The organism is Bacillus sp. KH172YL63 (genome assembly GCF_011398925.1).
Taxonomy (GTDB): domain Bacteria; phylum Bacillota; class Bacilli; order Bacillales; family Bacillaceae_B; genus Rossellomorea.
Map to the genome: position 1 here is coordinate 2421442 of NZ_AP022842.1, position 21522 is coordinate 2442963.

Annotated in this window: 30 protein-coding genes; 12 read left to right on the plus strand and 18 right to left on the minus strand. The window is 42.4% G+C overall.

Annotation, left to right across the window (positions count from 1 at the left end):
• Window positions 1–24 precede the first annotated feature (24 nt).
• Window positions 25–204, plus strand: coding sequence for a hypothetical protein (locus tag KH172YL63_RS12270; protein WP_173106370.1), 180 nt, complete (start codon window positions 25–27; stop codon window positions 202–204).
• A 5-nt stretch (window positions 205–209) separates the two neighbouring features.
• Here KH172YL63_RS12270 and KH172YL63_RS12275 read toward each other — a convergent pair whose 3' ends face one another.
• A complete protein-coding gene (locus tag KH172YL63_RS12275; RefSeq protein ID WP_173106371.1) occupies window positions 210–677 on the minus strand; it encodes an NUDIX hydrolase in 468 nt (155 codons plus the stop codon).
• Between the two features lie 823 nt (window positions 678–1500).
• On the opposite strand from KH172YL63_RS12275, the gene KH172YL63_RS12280 reads away from it, so the two are divergent.
• The 4 genes from KH172YL63_RS12280 to KH172YL63_RS12295 all read left to right on the plus strand — a co-directional run bounded on the left by KH172YL63_RS12280 (window position 1501) and on the right by KH172YL63_RS12295 (window position 3586).
• On the plus strand, window positions 1501–2226 hold the full coding sequence (locus tag KH172YL63_RS12280; protein WP_173106372.1) for a 5-oxoprolinase subunit PxpA: 726 nt from the start codon (window positions 1501–1503) through the stop codon (window positions 2224–2226).
• An 80-nt stretch (window positions 2227–2306) separates the two neighbouring features.
• On the plus strand, window positions 2307–2600 hold the full coding sequence (locus KH172YL63_RS12285; protein ID WP_173106373.1) for a hypothetical protein: 294 nt from the start codon (window positions 2307–2309) through the stop codon (window positions 2598–2600).
• Window positions 2601–2613: 13 nt separating this feature from the next.
• Window positions 2614–3126: a 2'-5' RNA ligase family protein gene (locus KH172YL63_RS12290; protein ID WP_173106374.1), complete on the plus strand. Its 513-nt coding sequence runs from the start codon at window positions 2614–2616 to the stop codon at window positions 3124–3126.
• A 55-nt stretch (window positions 3127–3181) separates the two neighbouring features.
• Window positions 3182–3586, plus strand: coding sequence for a secondary thiamine-phosphate synthase enzyme YjbQ (locus KH172YL63_RS12295; protein ID WP_173106375.1), 405 nt, complete (start codon window positions 3182–3184; stop codon window positions 3584–3586).
• 187 nt (window positions 3587–3773) lie between these two features.
• On the opposite strand, the gene KH172YL63_RS12300 is transcribed toward KH172YL63_RS12295, so the two are convergent.
• Both KH172YL63_RS12300 and KH172YL63_RS12305 read right to left on the minus strand, forming a co-directional pair.
• Window positions 3774–4163, minus strand: a complete 390-nt coding sequence (locus KH172YL63_RS12300; RefSeq protein ID WP_232066011.1) for a thiol-disulfide oxidoreductase DCC family protein — start codon at window positions 4161–4163, stop codon at window positions 3774–3776.
• A 64-nt stretch (window positions 4164–4227) separates the two neighbouring features.
• Window positions 4228–4806: a histidine phosphatase family protein gene (locus KH172YL63_RS12305; protein ID WP_173106377.1), complete on the minus strand. Its 579-nt coding sequence runs from the start codon at window positions 4804–4806 to the stop codon at window positions 4228–4230.
• Between the two features lie 673 nt (window positions 4807–5479).
• On the opposite strand from KH172YL63_RS12305, the gene KH172YL63_RS12310 reads away from it, so the two are divergent.
• On the plus strand, window positions 5480–6334 hold the full coding sequence (locus KH172YL63_RS12310) for an STAS domain-containing protein (protein ID WP_173106378.1): 855 nt from the start codon (window positions 5480–5482) through the stop codon (window positions 6332–6334).
• Between the two features lie 227 nt (window positions 6335–6561).
• Here the strand turns inward: KH172YL63_RS12310 and KH172YL63_RS12315 are convergent, their stop codons facing one another.
• Entirely contained in the window at window positions 6562–7053 is a 492-nt protein-coding gene (locus KH172YL63_RS12315; protein WP_173106379.1) for a hypothetical protein, read from the minus strand.
• Window positions 7037–7522: a hypothetical protein gene (locus KH172YL63_RS12320; protein ID WP_173106380.1), complete on the minus strand. Its 486-nt coding sequence runs from the start codon at window positions 7520–7522 to the stop codon at window positions 7037–7039. Before KH172YL63_RS12320 ends, KH172YL63_RS12315 begins: the two co-directional genes overlap by 17 nt.
• Before the next feature lie 133 nt (window positions 7523–7655).
• Here KH172YL63_RS12320 and KH172YL63_RS12325 point away from each other — a divergent pair, with 133 nt between their 5' ends.
• Both KH172YL63_RS12325 and KH172YL63_RS12330 read left to right on the plus strand, forming a co-directional pair.
• Window positions 7656–7853, plus strand: a complete 198-nt coding sequence (locus KH172YL63_RS12325; RefSeq protein WP_173106381.1) for a hypothetical protein — start codon at window positions 7656–7658, stop codon at window positions 7851–7853.
• A 369-nt stretch (window positions 7854–8222) separates the two neighbouring features.
• On the plus strand, window positions 8223–8414 hold the full coding sequence (locus KH172YL63_RS12330; protein WP_173106382.1) for a hypothetical protein: 192 nt from the start codon (window positions 8223–8225) through the stop codon (window positions 8412–8414).
• A gap of 178 nt (window positions 8415–8592) precedes the next feature.
• On the opposite strand, the gene KH172YL63_RS12335 is transcribed toward KH172YL63_RS12330, so the two are convergent.
• From KH172YL63_RS12335 to KH172YL63_RS12355, 5 genes are all read right to left on the minus strand, one after another.
• A complete protein-coding gene (locus KH172YL63_RS12335) occupies window positions 8593–9129 on the minus strand; it encodes a ribonuclease FAU-1 family protein (RefSeq protein ID WP_173106383.1) in 537 nt (178 codons plus the stop codon).
• Window positions 9123–9593, minus strand: coding sequence for an NUDIX hydrolase (locus KH172YL63_RS12340; RefSeq protein WP_173106384.1), 471 nt, complete (start codon window positions 9591–9593; stop codon window positions 9123–9125). The genes KH172YL63_RS12335 and KH172YL63_RS12340 overlap by 7 nt, the downstream gene beginning before the upstream one ends.
• Window positions 9594–9623: 30 nt before the next feature.
• Window positions 9624–9968 (minus strand): VOC family protein, encoded by a 345-nt coding sequence (locus KH172YL63_RS12345; RefSeq protein WP_173106385.1) that lies wholly within the window; start codon window positions 9966–9968, stop codon window positions 9624–9626.
• A gap of 12 nt (window positions 9969–9980) precedes the next feature.
• Window positions 9981–10346: an aminoacyl-tRNA hydrolase gene (locus KH172YL63_RS12350; RefSeq protein WP_173106386.1), complete on the minus strand. Its 366-nt coding sequence runs from the start codon at window positions 10344–10346 to the stop codon at window positions 9981–9983.
• Between the two features lie 72 nt (window positions 10347–10418).
• Window positions 10419–10742, minus strand: coding sequence for a hypothetical protein (locus KH172YL63_RS12355; RefSeq protein ID WP_173106387.1), 324 nt, complete (start codon window positions 10740–10742; stop codon window positions 10419–10421).
• 138 nt (window positions 10743–10880) lie between these two features.
• Here KH172YL63_RS12355 and KH172YL63_RS12360 point away from each other — a divergent pair, with 138 nt between their 5' ends.
• From KH172YL63_RS12360 to KH172YL63_RS12370, 3 genes are read left to right on the plus strand one after another with little or no spacing between them, the layout of a single operon-like run.
• Window positions 10881–11477, plus strand: coding sequence for a TetR/AcrR family transcriptional regulator (locus tag KH172YL63_RS12360; RefSeq protein ID WP_173106388.1), 597 nt, complete (start codon window positions 10881–10883; stop codon window positions 11475–11477).
• A 5-nt stretch (window positions 11478–11482) separates the two neighbouring features.
• Entirely contained in the window at window positions 11483–11827 is a 345-nt protein-coding gene (locus KH172YL63_RS12365; protein WP_173106389.1) for a DMT family transporter, read from the plus strand.
• On the plus strand, window positions 11827–12141 hold the full coding sequence (locus KH172YL63_RS12370; protein ID WP_173106390.1) for a DMT family transporter: 315 nt from the start codon (window positions 11827–11829) through the stop codon (window positions 12139–12141). The genes KH172YL63_RS12365 and KH172YL63_RS12370 overlap by 1 nt, the downstream gene beginning before the upstream one ends.
• 80 nt (window positions 12142–12221) lie before the next feature.
• On the opposite strand, the gene KH172YL63_RS12375 is transcribed toward KH172YL63_RS12370, so the two are convergent.
• From KH172YL63_RS12375 to KH172YL63_RS12390, 4 genes are read right to left on the minus strand one after another with little or no spacing between them, the layout of a single operon-like run.
• Window positions 12222–13325 (minus strand): Ger(x)C family spore germination protein, encoded by a 1104-nt coding sequence (locus KH172YL63_RS12375; RefSeq protein ID WP_173106391.1) that lies wholly within the window; start codon window positions 13323–13325, stop codon window positions 12222–12224.
• Complete coding sequence (locus tag KH172YL63_RS12380; RefSeq protein ID WP_173106392.1) at window positions 13322–14431, minus strand: GerAB/ArcD/ProY family transporter; 1110 nt, start codon at window positions 14429–14431, stop codon at window positions 13322–13324. Before KH172YL63_RS12380 ends, KH172YL63_RS12375 begins: the two co-directional genes overlap by 4 nt.
• On the minus strand, window positions 14424–15947 hold the full coding sequence (locus tag KH172YL63_RS12385) for a spore germination protein (RefSeq protein ID WP_173106393.1): 1524 nt from the start codon (window positions 15945–15947) through the stop codon (window positions 14424–14426). Before KH172YL63_RS12385 ends, KH172YL63_RS12380 begins: the two co-directional genes overlap by 8 nt.
• Window positions 15948–16002: 55 nt before the next feature.
• Window positions 16003–16770, minus strand: coding sequence for a nucleotidyltransferase domain-containing protein (locus KH172YL63_RS12390; RefSeq protein ID WP_173106394.1), 768 nt, complete (start codon window positions 16768–16770; stop codon window positions 16003–16005).
• A gap of 98 nt (window positions 16771–16868) precedes the next feature.
• On the opposite strand from KH172YL63_RS12390, the gene KH172YL63_RS12395 reads away from it, so the two are divergent.
• The gene (locus tag KH172YL63_RS12395; protein ID WP_173106395.1) at window positions 16869–17960 is read left to right on the plus strand and encodes an AI-2E family transporter; all 1092 of its coding nucleotides are present in this window, start codon (window positions 16869–16871) and stop codon (window positions 17958–17960) included.
• Window positions 17961–18019: 59 nt separating this feature from the next.
• Here KH172YL63_RS12395 and KH172YL63_RS12400 read toward each other — a convergent pair whose 3' ends face one another.
• The 4 genes from KH172YL63_RS12400 to KH172YL63_RS12415 form a co-directional block, all read right to left on the minus strand.
• Complete coding sequence (locus KH172YL63_RS12400; protein WP_173106396.1) at window positions 18020–18457, minus strand: GNAT family N-acetyltransferase; 438 nt, start codon at window positions 18455–18457, stop codon at window positions 18020–18022.
• A 90-nt stretch (window positions 18458–18547) separates the two neighbouring features.
• Window positions 18548–18817 (minus strand): hypothetical protein, encoded by a 270-nt coding sequence (locus tag KH172YL63_RS12405; RefSeq protein ID WP_173106397.1) that lies wholly within the window; start codon window positions 18815–18817, stop codon window positions 18548–18550.
• An 82-nt stretch (window positions 18818–18899) separates the two neighbouring features.
• Window positions 18900–19598 carry a Type 1 glutamine amidotransferase-like domain-containing protein gene (locus KH172YL63_RS12410; RefSeq protein ID WP_173106398.1) on the minus strand — a complete coding sequence of 233 codons (699 nt, stop codon included), beginning with the start codon at window positions 19596–19598 and terminating at the stop codon, window positions 18900–18902.
• Between the two features lie 326 nt (window positions 19599–19924).
• Entirely contained in the window at window positions 19925–21430 is a 1506-nt protein-coding gene (locus KH172YL63_RS12415; protein WP_269475149.1) for a glycine betaine uptake BCCT transporter, read from the minus strand.
• Window positions 21431–21522: the final 92 nt, after the last annotated feature.

Sequence of the window (21522 nt, forward strand, 5' to 3'; positions counted from 1 at the left end):
TGATATAGACAAGGAGGAATCGACATGACCTGGTTGATTGTTAGTGCTTCGCTCTTTATTCTTCTAATTGTTGCTGAAGAAATGATTTACTACTATTTAAGATCAAGGATCATCAAGAACCCTCCAAAAACGGAAAGAAGAAAATGGAAACTTCCTTCTTTGTTTTCAAAAGGAAAAAACGGGCAGGATTCACCATCCTTATAGGTTGTCTATTTCACACTTGAAATGACGTGATGAATGTCATTCGACCGTCCTTCAAGCAGAGTTTTAGCCTCTACTGGATAAAGCTCTACCTCGTTCAGTTCATCGATCGGGTACCATTTGTAAAGGAGACGGTCCCCTTCCATCCCTTGAAATTCGCCCTCCTGAAAGAGCCTGTTGTTTTCTGTGCTCACCTCATAGTACATACCCATTTCGTGAAAATTCCACTCTTTATATGGAAAGAAGTTCTCATTCACCATCAGTAATCGGCCAACGTCCACATGCACGCCCAGTTCCTCCAGCATTTCCCTCTTAAGACTCTCCCTCGATGGTTCACCCAACACAACCCGCCCACCAGGTAATGCCCAATAAGAATCTTCACGCTGTCTATGTAATAAAATATGCTTATCCTCGATCCATACAGCCGCAACCCTATAATTGAAAACATCCCCATCGTTTTTAAACACAATATCCATAAAATCCCTCCTTTTTAATTTCATTCTACATGAAAGGAAGTTTTTTTTTATAACAATTTTATTTTTATTTGGCTGTTTCCGTAAACATTGTCGCTCTAAAAAAGCGAGGTGCGGTTGATTTCCGCTGCAGATGCTCGCTTTCCGCGGGGCTGGCGGTAAGCCTCCTCGGACTACGTCCTGCGGGGTCTCACCTGTCCATCAGTTCCCGCAGGAGTTGAGCATCTTCCGCTCCAATCAACCATCGAAGATAAAAACCAAAAATTCACTGGATTAACTACTTATTCATCTTCTGAATAGTAGTGATCAACGACAATCAAGTAAATTGCACTCGATTCATTGCTATTGCAATTTTTTATTCCGCAGTCTCAAATTACCGTAGATGCTCACATTAAGCCTATCAATAACAACAATCAATGGGAAAAGAGCTTTTTATTTAAAGTTTTTTTGCATAGTTTGTTATTATTCATAGACGATTTTGTGATGCTCTATGGTTATTTGTCCATAAAAAAAGAAGACAAAAGCTTCAGCATACTTTTGTCTTCAAAGGAAAGAAATTAGAATGGGTCTTACATCATAAGAATTTCAAACGAAAAAAAACAGCTACCCCACCGTTTTTTTCGTTCAGGGAGTGATCAATTCTTATTCATAAGCAAGATCATTGTATCTAGTAAAAAAGTGAACTCTATTAAAAGAAGATTAAAATTTGATGAGAAAACAGATTTTCATACTTTCTGGATTGAAAGACCAAAACACCCGTCCCCAAAATATGATATGATGAATAATAATTCAGAATGTTTCAAAACCACTAGCAAGGAAGGATGAAATGATGAAAGTCGACTTAAACTGTGATTTAGGAGAAAGTTTCGGTTCTTATACAATTGGAAAAGACGAAGAAATGATGAAATATGTAACATCAGTCAATATAGCCTGCGGATTCCATGCCGGTGATCCCCTCGTGATGAAATCAACGGTTGAAAATGCCTTGAAGCATCATCTAAAGATTGGTGCTCATCCCGGCTTACCGGATCTGCAAGGTTTTGGGCGTAGAATGATTCAAATCTCCCCTGAGGAAGCATACGCCATGGTTCAATATCAAACCGGAGCGCTGCTTGCATTCCTCACCGCACAGGGCGGGAGCTTATCACACGTCAAACCCCACGGGGCGTTGTATAATATGGCCGCTAAAGATGAAAAATTAGCGAATGCCATTGCCCAAGCGGTCTATGATCTTGACCCCAGCTTAACACTATTCGGCCTATCCGAGAGCGAGCTTACCAAAGCAGGGGAAGCCGCCGGTTTATCCGTCGCACATGAGGTTTTTGCAGATCGGACTTATCAATCTGACGGCTCACTGACTCCCCGTACTCATCCAAATGCCGTCCTTCATGATGAAGGAGCCGTAATCAAACAGGTGCTGCGAATGGTCGAGAAACAGGAAGTGGAGTCGACAGACGGACACATCATTCCAATCAAAGCTGATACCATCTGTCTCCACGGGGATAACGAAGCGGCTTTACTTCTCGCTGAACGCTTACATAAATCTTTTTAATAACTGCATCAGGGCTCTCTTTTGGTCCCTGATGCCCATACCTTCATTTATCCAAAAATACTGGAAAGAGGGTTTGTACCATGAGGAGAAGTGTTATTTTAAATGGGTTCCGCTGGACCTTCATCATACTTGTGGCATGTATGATCGTCCTATACGGATATCAACGCCTTTTACTCCATAAAGGGATTGATGACTCGGTCCAACGGATTTCCCCGAATTCAACGATCATCGGCATTATCCAGACCCACACGACTGAAAGCAAGGAAAAAGTATATCGGGCGCTCTATAAAACCTCCGAGGGAAAATGTTTCAGGGCAACATTCGAGCGAGGTTCCTATTCACTCATCCTGAACAAAGAATCATCATGCAATTAAAAAGGAGATACCTATGCAATTAGCCGTTCATCTATTTCCCCGTGCTGAACAAATCGCAAACATCCAGGAGATAAGAAGGCAATATGCTCCACTATCTGATAAAATCCCCCCTCACGTCACCCTCGTATTCCCTTTCACACCGCACCATTCTGCAGCCGATATTCTTTTGCACGTCCGGTCCGCAGCCGACCGGACACCTCCTTTTCATGTTACTTTCGAGGGAGTCAGCCCATCCGATGGAGGGTATATCTTCTTGAATGTCATAAAAGGAGCCGATTCCATTATCTCTCTCCATGATGAGCTATATAGAGGGCTGCTTTCCCGGTTCCTGAATCATCAGTATCCATACACGCCACATATGACACTTGGAAGACTGGAAAGTGAACTGGACTTCCACCGTGCCCTCCTGGACTGTAAGGACAAAGTGGAAAGCTTTTCTGTTCTTGTGGAGGATATCATCGTCGAAGAAATTGATGATGAAGAATATAGCAACGTGATCGGCAAGTTCAGCCTGAGGGTGTTTTAGGCACAGCAGTTTGTGGAAAAGAATGATAGTACAAAGCAGATGGAAGGAGAAAAGGATGGAAATTTTAACGATTCATACAAATAAAAGAGATGAAATGATAGACATTACCAGTAAAGTACAGGCCATCGTGACGGATGAAGGTTTGAAAGAAGGCTGCGTGATTGTCCAGTCTTTACATACTACCGCAGGGATCACGGTGAATGAAAACGCTGACCCGGATGTCAAAACAGATTTCCTCCGCAGGTTCGATGAAGTATATCCCTGGGAACATACTTTGGACTTGCATGCTGAAGGGAATACTGCTGCACATCTAAAGACCAGTACCGTCGGCCATTCCCAAACGATTATCGTGACGGAAGGTAGATTATTACTCGGGACCTGGCAGGGAATCTATTTTTGCGAATTCGATGGACCTCGCTCAGGTAGGCAGGTAGTGGTCAAAACGGTTTCTACCGGCTGAATATGAACAGATATAATGACGAAGAGGGTGAGCCATCATCATCCCCTCCTACTCAAAACAGCCGGAACCTGCTTAATATATGTGATGTGATGGCACACAAAAAGTCCGAACGAAGTAGATTTTTGACAAATCATTCGTTCGGACTTTCCATTGGCGGGCACTGTTTTTTCCCAACCGCTTTTTAGCTCTATTCTAAAAAGCGGTCAGAGATATTTTTAGACGGAAGCATACATGCGTCTCTCTTTCCGAACCACTTATACCGGTTGTTGGCTATCAGCTTATATACACCGTCCCTCAATGGTTTCGGAACAACCCGAAATACAGTCAAAAACTTCAGCGGTCCAGATAACCGGGAACAAACCTTGAGGGCCGCTGTCGACTCGGTAAATGCCCGATTTCCCTCAATTAACACGAAGCTGTCCATCGTAACTGGCAGGTCATGGGTTTTCAGAAGCTGCTGACCGATATCACTTTGTAAGGAAGCAAACTGATAGGCAGCTTCAGGATCCCTGTCGATGATAAAGCGAACGCTGCTGTTGCAGAAATTACACACGCCGTCAAATAAGATGATTCCCATTTTCACCATCACCCCTTGATGTAGTTTGATGAAGCGATTAGATAAAAGGGTACTCCCCCCCTGCTCATGCATGCTCTGACAGATGACTCACTTGATTATACTTACGCACCATCCATGATCCACCTTCGTAATGAATGTCAGTGAAGCATCCGTTAAACAGCTTCACATGGCCGTCCCCCACTTCATTTCCGTGAAATTGCTTTAATACGCTGGAGATGACTGCCCCGTGGGCCACAATCAGCACTTTTTGGCCTGGAAAATGAGTTTGGATGAAGGCCAATCCCTCCCCTATCCTTGCAACAAGGTCTTCATATGTCTCCATTTCAGGAAAAATAAAGTCAGGATAATCTCTCATTCTGTCTTCACGAAGCATCCCCTCCCCAAGACCAAAAGAACGTTCCTTAAATTGATCGCACTCTACAATGTTCAATCCGAGGGCTTCATTGATGATTTCAGCGGTTTCCCTTGCCCTCAAAAGTGAAGTCGTGACCAGTGCATCCCACTGATGGTGCTGTAAGAAGTCCCGGCACTCTCTTGCCTGACGCTTGCCTGTCTCATTTAACGGGATATCGGTTTGCCCCTGTAGTTTACCGACTAAATTCCAATCGGTCTGTCCATGACGGACCATGCATATTTGTGTCATGATGTTGCCCCCTTTTTTATCTTATTTTGCTTCTGAACCCATGGCCTGTCTTTATAATACGCTCCTTTTTCATAGATTGTGGCTATTATTAGACGTTAATGAGAGCATCATTGGTAATGTGAGACTGTGGAATAAAAAATACCATAGCAATGAATCAAGGCCATTGTACTTGAATGACATTGATCACTACTATTCAGAAGATGAATAAGCAATTAGTTCAATGGATTTTTGGTTTTTATCTTCGATGGTTGATTGGAGCGGAAGATGCTCGACTCCTGCGGGAACTGATGGACAGTACGAAATGCGGAGGCGGCTTGTTCAGCCCCGACAAGCATAAGATGAATGGGCTGTGAAGGCCGTCTTTGCCTTCATGGACCATTTAGCTTATGACCTCGAGGGCTAGCCGCCGTAGCTAGACAGGTGAGACCCCGCAGGACGAAGTCCGAGGAGGCTCACCGCCAGCCCCGCGGAAAGCGAGCATCTCTCGCTGCAATCAACCGCATCTCGCTTGTCTAAAAGCCACAATGTTTACGAAAACATCCTTATAATAAGATCCATCTCCGGTTGGGTTCTGTATAATTCTAGTAGTTTTTATGATATACTATATTACCATTAAAAGAGAACCTATTGAAATAGTTTTAAACCATGCAGTATAAGGAGTTGGCTGAAGAAGATGAGAGATGAATTATTATACTTGGCACAAGAGATCGTTTCCCATAAATCTGAAATCGCCCAAGGGGTCATCCGCTATCAAGAGCAGCGTTATTCGGATCAGATCACATTCTCAGGTGTGAATATGGATCAGGTGACTGAATGGCGGGTACAGTTAATTGAATTGCTGGCTGAATCCCTCAATGAAGAAACAGATGATTCACTTCACAAAATCAGGGAATGGACTGATAAGGTAGGGAAAATTGCACTCGAAAAAGGACTTCCCCTTAATGAAGCAGTCAAGACGCTGTCTGCATTCCGGACAGCCATTTGGGATATTTTCAAGGAGCAATTGGAAGATGAGAGCATTTCAGCCCCCCTTATGCTTCAAGTAAATAAGATGATAAATCCTTTATTGGATGAAGTCGCGTATCAGTTAAATGAAGTGTTCCGTATCCAGCAGAAAGAACAGCTCACACTGATCTATTCTGCCATGGATGAATTGTCTGCTCCGATCGTACCCATCAGTGACAAAATCGCAATCCTTCCTTTAATCGGCGATATTGACACCCACAGGGCCAGTGCAGTCATGGAAACAGCACTGAAGAAAAGCGCCGAGCTCCAATTGGATTATTTATTCATTGATATCTCCGGCGTAGCCATCATGGACACGATGGTTTCCCATAACATCTATCAAATCGTCAATGCCTTGAAGATGATGGGTGTGACATCCATCCTGACCGGAATAAGACCGGAAGTTGCCCATGCTCTGGGAAATCTCGGCATCACATTCGAAGAATTAAAAACCAGCTCAAGTTTGAAAAAAGCGCTTGAAGACATCGGCTACACCCAATATGAGGTCGACCTTCCCGTTTGATCTGTAAAAGACAAACCGGCTACAGCAACAAATGAGGCAATATAATCAGACCCATTGCATGAAACATTTCACATCATGCTAACATCATCACAAAAATCCGAACGTATTCGATTTCCTTTTAGGATATCGCATAATCGTTCGGATTTTTTGCTGAAGGCTCTTAAACTAAATATCGTTGCATTTAGATAAGAAGCCAGTGATTGATTTCTGCATGAACTGCGGGCACTCTATCCCCTGCCACTTCTGATTTTGTGATACAAAATCAGTTGCACACTCTGGACGGTCAAATATATGGGAATTGACCAATACATCCTGTAACCTTTATCGAAGTGGAAGAGACCGATTTTCACTGAACACCATTCCATCAGCATGGAAAAGGACGTCCATATCAATATATAGGGGAGAATCATGTTCCCCTTTATCTTCAATTTCTCATAGAGATAAATAAAGAAATAACTATAAGGTCCGTACATGATATAACTGATGAAGTCGATCCATTGATAAGCAGAAGAATCGTTCACATCATAAAAGTCCCATGGCGGGATACTGATGGTATGATCATAAAACATTCCGATTGATACGCCATATACAAAATAGCATAGCCCCTCCAGAAGCGAAAAAATTTTCGGCGTCACCCATATCAGGAAGAGAAGTCCGATCAGACTGAGAAGGATGAACCATTCATTGATGTCAAAAGCCCTTTCATATACTTTGTCCACGTCTTCTCTCCTCCCTCGACTGCAAATAGTACAGTCCCCGTCCAAGTCCGACGCAAATGATCAGATACATTGCATTGATCACCACGGTATTCATCAAGCTCCAATCCGGATACACAAGAGAGTGGAAATGAAGATGAAGGGCATCCAGTCCACTGATGAACAACCAGACAGAAGCAAAAACACTGAATCTTCCTATCCTTGTTTTTACACATAAAGCTCCATTTGCCATGACCACGCCTGCCAGTGGCAGAATGCATTCCCGATTGATGAGCAAACTGATGAATTGAGTGACGTCCATGGATGCCTTCATCCACTCAAGTGTGTTCGTCATGATGGTGAAATAATTGGTGGATAAAATTGAGAGAATCATAAATAGGATGGAATTACAAACAAAGTACAATTTTTTGTCCATAAAGATGACGACATATACCATTAAGATGAATATGGTTAAAAAGAATGGAAGCGACATAACTTTCTCCTTAAACGTTTCCCCTATTATTCCCCACGTCCGCTCAATGCATAACCGCGAAACACACACATTTAAATGTTTGAAGAAAATTACAGGGGGAATAAAAAGAAGAAAGATTAAAGGAGGAATATGGATGAAACAAGAACATATCAACCCAACTTACGGCCAGGAAGAAATCAAGGAAATCTTCGTTGACGGCCTCCAGAGGGATCTCACCCCCGAAGAAGAAACGCTGATATCGGGCTGGACAGAATCACTTGATAAAAGCGGACGGTCTACAATTATCAATCTTTTAAAAGAATTACTAAATAAACATAAAAGACACGACTAGAGACAATCTGTGAGCGTCTATATAAAAAGGCAAGCCCTTTAATCAGGCTTGCCTTTTGTGCTTCTATATGGATGCTTAAAGTTCACTCGTAATATCGAGAAGTTTATCAATGTCTACACGGTAAATCGGCCTTTTGAAGTCTTCTTGTCCCAGTTCGACGGTATCTTCTAGTACTTCATCAATATTCATACTTTTAAATACCTCCCCATGTTGAAGTTACATACCATATTGTTCGCAGACATTTTGATTTTAATGGGGGTCGTTTCAAAGTGGAAGAAATTTGTATCCTCTCTTCTCCTGTGTTACGGTTAACGAACGATTGATTCTGTATCATCGTATGAATAGCTCTCTGCTAAAGGAGGCATTAAGATGAAGAGATATTCCATGCTTCATGTACCAAAGGACAATAGATATAGAGAGCGTCCCGCTGTCACTGTCCATGTACTGCCGATCCATCAGGAATACATGGCAATCGGGAAATCGCTGCAGAGCAACGGAAAAGCTTCCAACAACAATGAAAAACTAGCCGCATATTATGCGTACCTGGATACATTGAAATAAAAGTAAGGGATGGGACCCAAGCGGAAGGCGCTCTGCCTTCACTTGGATCAATCCATTTTTAAAACACAAAAATCCGAATGTATTCGATTTTCCAAAAAGAATCTCGAATAACCGTTCGGATTTTCTTTTATCTCCAGAGCCGTTGTCAGGGAATCACAAACTTTGATTCTATCAATAGCTATGAGTGTAATGTTTCTAAATGAAAAGACGTCAACTCCCTCAAATCCAGTTCTTTCTTGTCAAGAAACATCTTGAACCGCTGATATTCATTGATTGCAAGGAGATAGTCTGTCTTATCGATAACCCCCTTCTGATAAGCTTCCTCCAGTTCCTCTTCATCTTTTTCAATCCATGTTCCATCCGGCAAAACAATGAGATCAAGAAATAAATCATCCATCCACGGTCCTTTTTCTTCACAATAACCATTTTCCTTTGTGATATCGATATACCATTGAATGATCGAGCTGTCACCGTCCATCATCGTGGTGATCGAATAATGCTGATCAGCAGGGAAAAATTGAAGCCAAGAATAGCCTTTATCCGCGATACAAATGGAGGTACCATCATAATTTACTGAAAGGGGCTCTGTCACTTCATCAAATGTGATCAGCGACAGATATCCTTCCAACTCCTTATCGGGTGTGTACCCGGTGACGCCATGTTGTTTAAGGATCCTGCTCCACCCCTCCCGGAGACCGTATTTCCTTTTTAACATGGGGGTTTCCCATCTCTCTGTTTCATGTAATCAGATAGCATCGCCCGATGACTTCCCACCATCTTTTCCGGCCATTCTCCTAAAGGGAAAAACGCAAGCTCTATGGATTCTGATTCATCTGCCTTCCATTCACCGAAATAGTCAAATGTGTAATAAGCTGTTGTGACAACGTAAAATTCGTCACCATTTTCTGCCTTAATATATTGATCAGCTCCTGAATAAACATTTAGCAGATGAAGCTGTCCCAATTCAAGACTTGTCTCCTCCTTCACTTCTCTCCTTGCCGTCTCTTCCGTCGACTCAGCAAGCTCCATTAATCCTCCCGGAAGCCCCCAGGTTCCAAGGGGGGACCTTCTCTGCTGCAGAAGTACTTCATTCTTTTCATTGATGATCATAACGACAGCACCGACCAGGATGAGTGGACGGTGCCCCACTGCTTTCCTCAATTCTTCTATGTATCCCATCTATCCCCATCCTCTTCAACAGAAATATAATCAATCATTCATATAATGACAAACCTCAAACCCGTTCCCATCCGGATCCCAAAACTCAAAGTAAGTCACTTCACCTTCCATTTTCACTTCACTGGCCTCTACACCCTTTTTTACAAGTTTCAGCCTCGTTTCCTCTAATGCATCAGAAAACAGAATTGGCTTGACGGAGGAAGGCCGGACTTCCCCCTCTTGAAGGGTAAGGGTCGTTTCCCCAGTCCCTAACTTGAACACTTTGTACGTCCCGGAGTCGAACACTTGCTTGAGTTCGAGCTTTTCTTCATACCAATGACGGGAACGTTCCAGGGAAGTCACCGTCATGTGGACAGTATCTATTTTCCCAAACATGTAACCCCTCCCTTAATTTTTTAAAAGTGTCAGATGCCCCACTCTCTCCTTCGCTTCAGACTTCTCCATCGGCGGAAGGGCAACGACAGTCAGGGATCCTTCCTTGATTTCAGTCAATCCACTGTCGTGAATACTAAAATAGCCTTCTCTTTCTAATTTCATTAACTCTTCCGTTTTCCCCTTCAAAACAATTTTTTTCATCCCGGTTTGAACCCACTCTATGAAATCTGGCTGCCTTTCTTGAAATGGAGAATCTTTTGACATCATTGTCAACGTACTGAGTGTTGCCGCGTGTGCGACTTGGGCAGCAGTTTTCCCCTTTGACATCGGTAAATCTTTATTGACGATAAAATACTGAACGAGATCTTTTTTATTCATGTTTGACCTTCCTTTCTTTTGCAGTGAGAATACTCTTTCTTTTATCCTATCACGGATAGATTGGATTGCCCGTTATTTTCTTCTCAACTTAACCGTTTTGTTATCCAAGTATATAATTTTCACTTTTTCCCCCATGTTGAAATCAAGATACTCCTCACAATCCATCATAAAGGTGCGGCCATTATCAAAAGTCATGGCACACGAAGCTTCCCTGTTCCGAGGGTCGATCACCCGGCCGGTGCCAATCCCTTCTGCTCCCCGTTTACCAGGATAATATTTCTCTTCGATCTTGACCCATTCTTCTTTTGGGCTCCTTAGTACATGAAAGCAAATGAGCAGGATTAACGTCAAAATCAATACACAAAGGATCAAGATTTTCACCCCTACTTTTTCCATTCTCTTCCCCTTCCCTAAATTTTCTGCAACAGAACATGATATGCTGCCACCATCCAAGACATGACTTGCAATTCGACCAGAAAGGTCCTACAATAGAAACTAACGACCGTTAGTTAGTGAAGGGGTGGGGATCAAAAGATGAAATCAAATAAAAAGCAGTTGATAAAAGAAGTTGCAATGGATTTATTTGGCCAAAAAGGATATGAAGATACTTCACTTTCCGACATAGCATCAAGTGTAGGTATGAAAAAGCCCTCCCTTTACAATCATTTTGAAAGTAAAGATGAGTTATTCATAGAAGTACTCGCGGAGTTAGTGGAAAGCGAAGTAAGAGCTTATCAGAGAGCAGCAGAAGAAATGAATCCTGAAGAACCACTTCTGAACGTCAAAAAACTGTTTGACCTCTTTTGTCTGCGCCTCATGACAACGAAAGAAGCACTCCTCTGGAAAAGGGTCACATTTTTTCCACCTCCACAGTTCAAGGAACAGATACAGGAGAAATTCATGCACTTTGAAAAGGTCACTTCCTCCCTGTTATCCTCCATGTACAAAGAAGGATTGAAGCAGCATTACTTTAACGGAATAGATGAGAATGAATTTATTGCATCTTTTTTATGTTTGGTAGACGGTGTGTTTTTGGAGCATCATTATTACAGTGAAGAGATTTTCCAACAACGGATTGGATCTGCTTGGAAAGTTTATGAATTAGGGATCACTAGTCACAAAGGAGAGTAGGCAACATGGGTTGGATTTATGTAATAGCAGGCGGGGTCCTCGAGATCGGCTGGGCGACAGGATTATCTTTGTCTGAAGGATTTACGAAGCCTGTGCCAAGCGTGATCACGGCTTTTCTTATTATCATCAGTTTTTATTTCTTCTCTCAGTCTATGAGATTATTGCCAATCGGGACTGCTTATGCCGTTTTCACCGGAATAGGCGCTGCAGGTACGGCGGTTGCCGGAATGTTCTTTATGGATGAAGGAATCAGTTCATTGAAGATTGCCTTCATATCTTTACTTCTGTTCAGTGTGATCGGATTAAAGATGGGCGATAAAGAAGAACAAGAAGATGGGGGTGGAAATTGATGGCGTGGTTATTCCTTATCTTTGCCGGGTTCTCTGAAGTGATCATGGTCACGTTCATGAAACTTTCAGAAGGTTACAAGAAGCTCCTCCCTTCTGCCCTCAGCTTTGGGGCAGGTGCACTCAGTTTCTATTTCCTATCACTTTCTTTGCTCGATATCCCGATCAGTACCGGATATGGCATCTGGACGGGCATTGGATCCAGCGGAGCAGTACTGATGGGGATGATATTTTTCAAGGAAAGAAAGGATCCGAAAAGGCTTTTCTTCATTTCTTGCATTGTTGTCAGTATTATAGGATTGAAGTTGGTATCATAACGAGGCATGCATTGAATAAAAAGATTCGAACCCCTTCGATTCTAACAAATCGAAGGGGTTCGAATCCTTTCTTGTCCACGTTAGTTGATGATTCCGTTTCCGACGATTTCAAGTTCGACTTTCGGCGTGATGGTGATGGTTGGGTACTCTTTTTCCCAATCCATGCTTTCCCATTCTTTCGGATGGAACGCGATGAATTCTCTTCCAATGCCGAATATATCGGAATTCGCTTCTTGTATTTTTTTGATCATTTTGACAGCGTCTGCTTTGAGATGCTTGGCAATTTTTTCTTCAAGCTTTTTCACTTTTCCTTTATCTGCAAGTTCATCTTGAGGAAACTCCACAACAGATATCCCCGTTTTTAAATGCAGTTCTACTTCAATATCTCCTGGTGTTGAAGAAATTACCGTCATTTTAGTCTTTGGGTCTACCATATTATAAGTAATGTAATTTTCAATTTTCACCTTTTTATTATGATCCACTTTGGTGACATACCTTGCTATTTTAGCCTTTTGATTCATTAAGATCAGTAACAGTGTAGAATCTGGGATCGAAAGAGTGCCGGTCATAGATCGTTTGTGGAATAATGCCGTACCACTGAGAATAAGCTCTTCATCCCTTATTTTAAATAGCGGAACGAAGAAATCCCTTCCTTCATCAAACATCAACGTGCAGACTGATTGAAGGTTTACCTTTGGGATACCTGTAAAAGATTCGGCAGATCCAATGATTTCAATCAGGTATTCTGAAATTAAAATATTCTTCTGTGAGATTAACTTAAGGGCGTTTCCTGCTTCTCCTTCAGTAACCGCTAATTTAGAGGAAATGGAACTGTTTGGATCACGGTAGAAAATATCAAGGAAATCGTATACATCTTTTTTTGCCAGCTCTTCTCCCAGAAGGAAAATCCGGTTTTTTGATGGTTCAAAAGTGCCTGAAATTTTTCTGTCCATGTGCATTCGCACGTCACGAACCGTTCTTCCATCCGCTTCGACCATTGTATTGGTTGGTGTTCCGTCTTTGAAATCCCGTATGATGGCCGTTCCGTGAATATTCTCGTCAGGTGAAAAATCAAAAGCAGCCGAAAACACTAGCCGGCCGTTTTTCAGCAATCTTTGATCCCAGCACCCGGTCAATAAAATTAGAATGAACAACATGATGATGAACCTCTTAATTTGTTTCATGACTGCTTCTCTCTTTCATGTTTTCTAAATAGTAAAGATATCCCAAGTAACATGACTGGTATGATTAATACAAACACGTAGGACATAAATATGACCATTTTATTATAGATTTCCAATTGGTCGTTTTTCACAATCAATGCAATCACCAGTGCAATAACGCCGAAAATGAATGGCAGAACGGTGCGTTTGATTTTCTTATACTTCCGTAAAAAGAATGAGCTGCCTTCTGTAGATAGAAACAAATAACTTGTCAACGACGTGATGACATTCACGATCCAAAGGGACAAAAAGACGAGATCAATCCGTTCAACAATTTGTAAGTACAATGATTTCACAAAATATAAAACTGGCTGTGGGACAATTTCAATTTCGACAGGACTAAACGTTACGATACTTACAATTGTCATAAATACATAAACCATTGTCACACAAAAATTAGCAATCGTTACATGGATGAGGATCGATTTCCCTCCTATTTGTTGAAAATGAGGGTACAATATGAGCAATAGTTCGAACCCAAGCATCGAGAAGTAAGCTTCTTTAGCCCCCTCGAGTATGTTCACTCCTCCTGATTGCGCCATCGGAAAGAGGTATCTATAATCTACAGGATAGGTTACCAGGACAACAACCGATATAATTAACAGCAAGAAGATCAAACTAGTTACAACCACGTAAATATTACTTATCCCCAGTACATCTTCTTTTGCCAAATACACGGCAGTCGCAACCAATAAAAACATGAGAATCCATTTCGGTGTGAATATTAACACCCACACCTTAATTATTTTTGTTGAATACATCAGAACCAAAGCTGTAACGAGTAACCCATAGAAAATATACCCGACATTCAGAAAAGATCCGAAAATCCTACCTGTCAATATTTGATTATATTCAAATATTGACTTTGTAGGGAAACGTCTAGCCAATATCCAAAGAATGATAATGACACCCTGCACCACTAGGCCAGCAACCAGGACGGAAATCCAGGCATCCTGCTTCGATTTTAGGTAAACATTAAATGGCAACCCCAAGATGCCTACACCAATTTGAGTTTGTATGATAAAAAATGTTAACTGAACCCCACTAAGTTTAGTTTGATTAATCATTCTTTTTCCATCCCCGCGGATTGGTCGTCTTCCAATTATAGAGTGCTTTTAAATCCTTCGGGCGCTGCTTCATGAACCAAATTGGTACCCTAATCACAGTATCTTTCAATGCCTTCACATCCAATGGTGCAATCGGATATAAATAATAGTGACCGAGGGATTTCAATTTGGACATATGAATAAGCGTCAACATCAAACCGATTACGATCCCAAAGAATCCGAATAATGATGCCATTACCATCAATGGGAAACCTAATATACGCAACGTGGTGCTCAATTCATTCGACGGAATGACGAAGGAGGAAATGGCTGTAATCGCTACGACAATTACCATCGTATTTGATACGAAGTTCGCTTCAACTACTGCACTTCCAATTACCAGACCTCCCACCACACCAATGGTTTGAGCGACAGGATTAGGCAATCTTATCGCTGCCTCACGCAATAATTCCAGGGTGAATTGCATGATGACCGCTTCAATCAGGGGAGGAAATGGCAAGTACTCAAGTGAACTCTTGATGGAAAAGATGATTTCAACAGGGATCACCTCATAGTTGTAGCTGATCACGGCTATATAAAAAGCCGGAAGACACAATGTGGTAATAAAGCTTACCAGCCGGACCATCCTTAGGAATGAAGAAATAAAAAACCTGGAATTATAATCTTCCGAAGTTTGAAAGAAACTGAAAAACGAAACCGGTAGAATCAAGGCAGTTGGACTCCCTTCCATCAACAAAGCTATCCTGCCCTCCATAAGATTTGCCACTACTCTATCTGGACGTTCGGTGTTCAAAAATTGGGGAAATGGTGAAAAAGAATTGTCTTCAAGGAATTCTTCAAAATAGCCTGGAGACTGGATAGTGTCAGCCTTTATTGTTTTGATCCTGTCTTCAATCGTTTTCAACAGGGCAGGATCGGTCAGCGTAGATATGCTGACAAGGGCATATTTCGTCTTGGTCATTTCACCAACGTGTGAATATTTCACCGTAACCTTCCGATTGATAATTCTTTCCCTGATAAATTGCACATTCTCCTTAATATTCTCACTGAACCCCTGATGAGATCCTCTAATAACCTTTTCATTCATCGGTTCAATCCGATGATTAGACTGGTCTTTAGGGGCAGCAATCAAATACATACGTTCGTCTTTTTCTTGTATTAACAGACATTTACCGTCTACCAGTGAATCCAGGGCTAATGTAAGGTCATCAGTTTCAGTCACTTTCGCACCGATGACCACGTCCCAGATTTCCCCATACGGTTGTTCTTGTATCGGTTTGATGACATTCGATTGAATGCTGGTTACATCAACTGTGGAATCAATGAAAACAAGATTCATTACTTGCTGATTGAAGACCATTTCACGGATGGACAGGTCATCAGTCAAAAAAAGCCCTTCTCGGATAAATGCAACCTTCTCCTCTATATCCATCGGAGCAGTATCCAGTTTGCCGGCTCCTTCTTCTTTTGTTTGAAGTAATTTACGTGCTGTCCGCTTCTTAAATGACCTTCTCATCAAAACACCTTCTGATAAAGTTTCTTACCATGTATCGTGTCCACTAATGGAAGAGTTATACAGAAACGCCGCCCTCTCCCTTAACCAGCGAGAGAAAGAAATGATTCAACTCCCCTATAGCCGTCCTTTTACGGGCAGGAAGGGATGTCAAATGAACTTCCCTCAATGATAGGGTGGTTTCAATATATTCATTCAGCCGCAGAAATCGATGCATCGACCTTTTCTTATTCAATACCTCGACCAGTTGGAATAATTCAATTTTTGATGCATCATCTTTCAAAACCTCACTCCCTACCGTCAGCACATTGTTTGGAGGAAACACCTCTTTTTGTAAGATCCACTCATACGCCAAAAGCGGTCGAAGAGTCATGATCATCCTTTTCACATCCTTTTCTCTGCTTTCAGAAAAGGCAGCATCATTCCTTTTAGCCATGGAAGCATAGTGATGTGCACATGTGAATTGTGAGTAATAGTTGGGGATCAGTTTTCTTAATTCATCCATTTCCCGCTTCTCCAGGTACACATTTTCAGGCGTCAACCATTCCATGAGCGAAGGATTGGAACGGTGAAACAGCTTTAAAGCCTTTTGAATGTCCCAACCGACCATGTCGATCTGATCAAAGGGCTTTACCTCTATCACATCATGGTCCGATTCTAGTGACAGGTAGTGATCCATTTCCCGAATATAGATGAACCGGACATCATAATCACTTTCTGGATTATCATATCCCCACGCCCGGCTTCCCGCTTCAACGGCATATAATATCGTGATTCCATATTCCCTTTCCATTCCCTTTAGTGCTTCCATTATGATATTCTTCACAAATTTATCTCCCTTTGGTTTATATATTAGTAGGGTAATCCTTCCTTTTTTTGATATACTTATTCACGTAGATTAGTCGAAAAACAGAGGTGAACAGATTGTCCAGACAAAAAATGTATTCATTGAGCTTACAAATTTTAATTCTTCTTACCATCATTTATGTTTCAACGAAGATTTCATTCTTATTTGAACCGATTGTCGTTTTTGCATCAACGTTATTCTTTCCGATAATCATTTCAGGATTTCTTTATTTTCTATTAAATCCGATCGTCAACCTCCTCGAGAAGGCAAGGCTTCCGAGAACCGTTGCCATCATTGTACTTTACGGGGCGATTGTCGGTGTGATGGTGTTGTTGATCGGTAATATTGCGCCGATCATTACCCGACAGGTAACAGCATTATTTAATGCATTGCCAGAATATGCACGGCAAACGAGGAACTTTATTGAGTATCTTTCAGAAACACAGCAGTTCAAATGGATGATGAACCAGGATTACGTGGCGATGAAAGATATTGAAAAGCAGCTGGTCGATTTCGCCAATACGCTGCCAGATAATATCACCGGCGCCTTAAAAGGGTTATTGAGTCTCCTGACCAGTCTCACCATCCTGATTGTAACCGTTCCTTTCCTGCTTTTCTTCATGTTCAAGGATGGTCATAAACTCCCGAGGGCGATTTCAAAGTTCCTGCCACCAGCGTACCGGGAAGAAGGCATCAATACACTGAAAGATACAAGCGGGACACTTGCAGCATACATACAGGGTCAGTTGACCGTAGCCTCATTCGTCGGTACCCTTACCTTTATCGGATATTTGATCATCGGTCTCCCTTATGCACTTGTCATGGCACTGATAGGGGCAGTCACCAATATCATACCCTTTATCGGACCATTTATCGGAGCAGCCCCTGCGATCATCGTTGCATTGTTCGATTCTCCTACCAAGGCCATACTGGTTGTAGTCGTCGTGACCATCGCTCAGCAAATCGAAGGGAATCTCCTTTCTCCCCTCATCCTTGGGAAACGGTTGGACACACATCCTGCAACGATCATCATTCTATTGCTTGTAGCAGGGAATCTGGCAGGGATACTCGGCATGATCCTCGCCGTGCCTTTCTATGCCGTAACAAAAACAGTTGTCTTGAATGCAGTGAAATTCATCAAGTTACGCAGATCAAAAATTCAAGAATAAACAATAAGACAACCGGGAAATCCCGGTTGTCTTATTTGCAGAATGAAAAATCCTTTTCTTTACATTTCTTTAAACATAATAACATGGGGTCCGATCGGTTCAATGACAAAAACCTCACCTGACTGGATCAAGCCCAGTTTCTCATAATACGGACGGGCAGAAGTCCTTGCATTACACCACCATAACCTGCATCCCCGTTCTTTCAGCACCTTTTCACTTTTCTCAATGAGCTGCTGACCGATCCCCTTCCCCCTGTAGGCAGGGAGTGTAGCCATTCCCCTTAACCGGTAGGGATTCTCCTCATCTCGGCCCTTCATGACTTCCTTATAAAATGAAGCGATAGACACCAGTATTTCCCCATCGTAAGCACCGATATGAAAGGTTTCCTCACCATGGTCCCCCTCATATTCACATGCTTCCAACGCTTGATTCGGTCTTAATATTTGTTGTCTGATTGAATAGGTATCCCTTGCTGAAATCATCGAGTATTGAATCATTCTCCCACTCCCCCTATGTATTCCCCTTCATCATACCATTTCCCCGAAAAAAAGAAGCAAATCTTCTGTGAGATCTGCTTCCCTGATGAATCATTTCTTTTTAAATAGTTTGTCGGATGCACTCTTGACCGCTTTACTGGCGGTATCAACCGTTTTCCCCACAACTTTGTGACCTGTCTCGCTCACATTTTTGACAAATTCCGCTGACGTATCAGACACTTTACCGACGAGTCCACCTTTACCGCTGACACTTTTGACCACTTCGTTTGCAGTGTCCGCCGTTTTATTCAACAGCTCACTTGCCTGCTTTGAAGTCTTCTTTACAAGATCCCCTGCTCCATTCTTCTTGTCTTCACTCATGGTGCAATACCCTCCTCAAAAGAGATTCACCACTATCCTTATGAGACCGAATGAGAAAGTATGCCCACAGGGATGTTTCTTCTTATTTCTTTAAATAGTATGAGACCAAAGGCGTTTCCTGAATTTCACCCTCTACTTTTTCTACCGAATACGCTCGGGCATGTTCCCTGGAACTTACAACTCTGCTGAGTTTATCATCGATAAAATGCAAAGCGGCTCCATCGTCTGCAGCATAACCTCCGCATAAATCCCCCTTCATGATAAAGGATTGATATTGAGGCCTGCGATCTTCCTCACCGTCATAATGTGGAGAGTGGCTCCCCTTTATAAAACCAAGCCCTTTAATCGTTTCCAATCCTTCACCATATGAATCAGTGGTCCCTTCTTCGAACCAGCAAAGCGACCCTGCACTTAATCCTGCAAGAACGATGCCTGACTCCCAGGCTTTCTTTAAAATGCCATCTATCCCCCATTCCTTCCAAAGGGCTAGCATATTCTTCGTGTTGCCGCCCCCGACGTAGATAATGTCCTGACCAAGGAGAAACCCTTCATACTCTTTTGTGTGCGGCTTGAACACAGAAAAATGGGAAGGCTCACAAGCTAGTGTCGAAAATGCTTTATAGAATCGGTCGATATAGCTTTCGGCATCTCCGCTTGCGGTTGCGAGAAAGCATATTTTCGGGTTTGAGACCTGTACCTGCTCAAGGATGTATTCGTCCAGTAACAGATTGTCAGGCTCCATCGAGAAGCCTCCCCCACCCATTGCAATGATTTGTTTCATAGAATACCCCCTGCAATAATCAGAAAATAGCGATATCTTCTATCCTACCAAATCATTCATGAAAGTGGTCGGTTTTTTACCATTTATTTTTAAATGCTGGATGTTGATAAATAGAGCGAGTCAACAAAACACCCATTCATCTCCTAAATAGTTCTGGTCAAAGGAGGACAGTTAGACTAATTTCATTGCAAAATACCCCACAGCAATAGACAGTGTTAAGGGACTTTACAGTGTTGATATATAAAAAAGGTGGGAATGAGCATGCTCATTCCCACCTCCACGCGCTTTGAAACCGTAGGGCCAATGATTTTAAAGGGTGTTAATCGTTAAATGTTCGAATCTGATTCCTTCTTATCCTTCCTCCGCGTTTCACGTTGGAATGACAAAATCATGCCATAAGTCATGACAATGAGTATGACGCCGAGTGGCAAAGCAGTGATGATGGTCGCTGCCTGCAGACCGCTCACCCCGCCAGTTCCCATCAGGATGGCTGCGATTGCTGCCAGGACGATCCCCCAGCTGAATTTCACGAAGAACGGAGGATTCAGGCTGCCATTTGACGTTTGCATTCCAAGTACAAATGTTGCAGAGTCTGCGGATGTAACAAAGAATGTAATGATCAGGAACAGTGAAATGACCGAGAGCACACCGCTCAGCGGCATTTGATCATATACATAAAATAGAGCCGTTTCCAGGCTTTGTCCTGCTACATCAATTCCCTGTACAAAGTCAAAATACAATCCAGTCCCGCCGAACACGCCAAACCATAGGGAACAGACGATGGTAGGGACGATGATGACCGCTATGATGAATTCCCGGACGGTACGACCTTTTGACACCCTTGCAATGAACGTTCCGACAAACGGTGTCCAAGAGATCCACCATGCCCAATAGAAGATCGTCCAGTCCTTCACCCATTGATTATCTTCCACGTTAAATGGGGAGAACCGCAGTCCCATGCTTGGAAGATTCTGCACATAGCTGCCGAACGTTGTTAAAAACAGTTCCAGCACAAATTGTGAAGGTCCGACGATGATGAATGTGATGAAAAGTAAGACTGCAAGGATCATATTGGCGTTACTTAAATATTTAATCCCCTTCGACAACCCGGTGGAAGCAGAAGTTATGTAAAGGACCGTGGCAATTCCCATGATGATGAGCTGTACTTTGAAATCAATCGGGATATCCAACAGATAGTTCAGTCCGCTATTGATTTGCTGTGCACCGATTCCAAGGGAAATGGCTACTCCAAAGATTGTCGCAAACACTGCAATGATGTCGACAAAATATCCGATAGGACCATTGGAACGCTCACCGAGGACAGGATATAAAGTGGCACTCATCAGGCCAGGCATACCCTTCCTGAATTTATAGTAAGCAAGAGCGAGCGCAACAACTGCATAAATCGCCCATGCATGGAAACCCCAGTGTAGATATGTATAACGCAAACCTATTTTGGCAGAATCGATCGTGTTCCCTTCACCAAATGGAGGTGACGCATAGTGGGATACAGGTTCAGATACGCCGTAGAATAATAAACCGATCCCCATCCCTGCACTGAAGAGCATCGCAAACCATGTGAGCGTGGAATATTCAGGTCGATCGGTATCCTTCCCTAAACGGATTTTTCCGTATTTACTAAATGCAAAGAAAATGGCGATGATGAAAAAGAATGTTGCTGAAAACTGATAGAACCATCCAAACTTATCCAGAAGCAATCCTTGGGTACTGGACATGACTTCCATCATGCCCTCCGGGAACATGACTCCCCATAAAACAAAGATCACTCCGATAGAAATTGAAATCCAAAACATCGGTGTAAAATTCTTCAAATAATTTCCTCCTTATTTAATTGTGTCGGTTTAATGTGAAAGAAGTAATGAGGTAGTGAATAAATGCATGAATTATTATTACCCTCTTTTGC

What these genes read in the sequence shown, in the direction of transcription:
- KH172YL63_RS12400 (WP_173106396.1), bottom strand. Translation starts at nt 18,457, where the DNA reads ATGATTCAATACTCGATGATTTCAGCAAGGGATACCTATTCAATCAGA.
- KH172YL63_RS12340 (WP_173106384.1), bottom strand. Translation starts at nt 9,593, where the DNA reads ATGGGATACATAGAAGAATTGAGGAAAGCAGTGGGGCACCGTCCACTC.
- KH172YL63_RS12365 (WP_173106389.1), top strand. Translation starts at nt 11,483, where the DNA reads ATGGGTTGGATTTATGTAATAGCAGGCGGGGTCCTCGAGATCGGCTGG.
- KH172YL63_RS12280 (WP_173106372.1), top strand. Translation starts at nt 1,501, where the DNA reads ATGATGAAAGTCGACTTAAACTGTGATTTAGGAGAAAGTTTCGGTTCT.
- KH172YL63_RS12360 (WP_173106388.1), top strand. Translation starts at nt 10,881, where the DNA reads ATGAAATCAAATAAAAAGCAGTTGATAAAAGAAGTTGCAATGGATTTA.
- KH172YL63_RS12310 (WP_173106378.1), top strand. Translation starts at nt 5,480, where the DNA reads ATGAGAGATGAATTATTATACTTGGCACAAGAGATCGTTTCCCATAAA.
- KH172YL63_RS12345 (WP_173106385.1), bottom strand. Translation starts at nt 9,968, where the DNA reads ATGTTTGGGAAAATAGATACTGTCCACATGACGGTGACTTCCCTGGAA.
- KH172YL63_RS12300 (WP_232066011.1), bottom strand. Translation starts at nt 4,163, where the DNA reads ATGGGAATCATCTTATTTGACGGCGTGTGTAATTTCTGCAACAGCAGC.
- KH172YL63_RS12295 (WP_173106375.1), top strand. Translation starts at nt 3,182, where the DNA reads ATGGAAATTTTAACGATTCATACAAATAAAAGAGATGAAATGATAGAC.
- KH172YL63_RS12290 (WP_173106374.1), top strand. Translation starts at nt 2,614, where the DNA reads ATGCAATTAGCCGTTCATCTATTTCCCCGTGCTGAACAAATCGCAAAC.
- KH172YL63_RS12270 (WP_173106370.1), top strand. Translation starts at nt 25, where the DNA reads ATGACCTGGTTGATTGTTAGTGCTTCGCTCTTTATTCTTCTAATTGTT.
- KH172YL63_RS12305 (WP_173106377.1), bottom strand. Translation starts at nt 4,806, where the DNA reads ATGACACAAATATGCATGGTCCGTCATGGACAGACCGATTGGAATTTA.
- KH172YL63_RS12275 (WP_173106371.1), bottom strand. Translation starts at nt 677, where the DNA reads ATGGATATTGTGTTTAAAAACGATGGGGATGTTTTCAATTATAGGGTT.
- KH172YL63_RS12350 (WP_173106386.1), bottom strand. Translation starts at nt 10,346, where the DNA reads ATGAATAAAAAAGATCTCGTTCAGTATTTTATCGTCAATAAAGATTTA.
- KH172YL63_RS12405 (WP_173106397.1), bottom strand. Translation starts at nt 18,817, where the DNA reads ATGAGTGAAGACAAGAAGAATGGAGCAGGGGATCTTGTAAAGAAGACT.
- KH172YL63_RS12380 (WP_173106392.1), bottom strand. Translation starts at nt 14,431, where the DNA reads ATGATTAATCAAACTAAACTTAGTGGGGTTCAGTTAACATTTTTTATC.
- KH172YL63_RS12325 (WP_173106381.1), top strand. Translation starts at nt 7,656, where the DNA reads ATGAAACAAGAACATATCAACCCAACTTACGGCCAGGAAGAAATCAAG.
- KH172YL63_RS12330 (WP_173106382.1), top strand. Translation starts at nt 8,223, where the DNA reads ATGAAGAGATATTCCATGCTTCATGTACCAAAGGACAATAGATATAGA.
- KH172YL63_RS12285 (WP_173106373.1), top strand. Translation starts at nt 2,307, where the DNA reads ATGAGGAGAAGTGTTATTTTAAATGGGTTCCGCTGGACCTTCATCATA.
- KH172YL63_RS12355 (WP_173106387.1), bottom strand. Translation starts at nt 10,742, where the DNA reads ATGGAAAAAGTAGGGGTGAAAATCTTGATCCTTTGTGTATTGATTTTG.
- KH172YL63_RS12320 (WP_173106380.1), bottom strand. Translation starts at nt 7,522, where the DNA reads ATGTCGCTTCCATTCTTTTTAACCATATTCATCTTAATGGTATATGTC.
- KH172YL63_RS12370 (WP_173106390.1), top strand. Translation starts at nt 11,827, where the DNA reads ATGGCGTGGTTATTCCTTATCTTTGCCGGGTTCTCTGAAGTGATCATG.
- KH172YL63_RS12410 (WP_173106398.1), bottom strand. Translation starts at nt 19,598, where the DNA reads ATGAAACAAATCATTGCAATGGGTGGGGGAGGCTTCTCGATGGAGCCT.
- KH172YL63_RS12375 (WP_173106391.1), bottom strand. Translation starts at nt 13,325, where the DNA reads ATGAAACAAATTAAGAGGTTCATCATCATGTTGTTCATTCTAATTTTA.
- KH172YL63_RS12335 (WP_173106383.1), bottom strand. Translation starts at nt 9,129, where the DNA reads ATGTTAAAAAGGAAATACGGTCTCCGGGAGGGGTGGAGCAGGATCCTT.
- KH172YL63_RS12385 (WP_173106393.1), bottom strand. Translation starts at nt 15,947, where the DNA reads ATGAGAAGGTCATTTAAGAAGCGGACAGCACGTAAATTACTTCAAACA.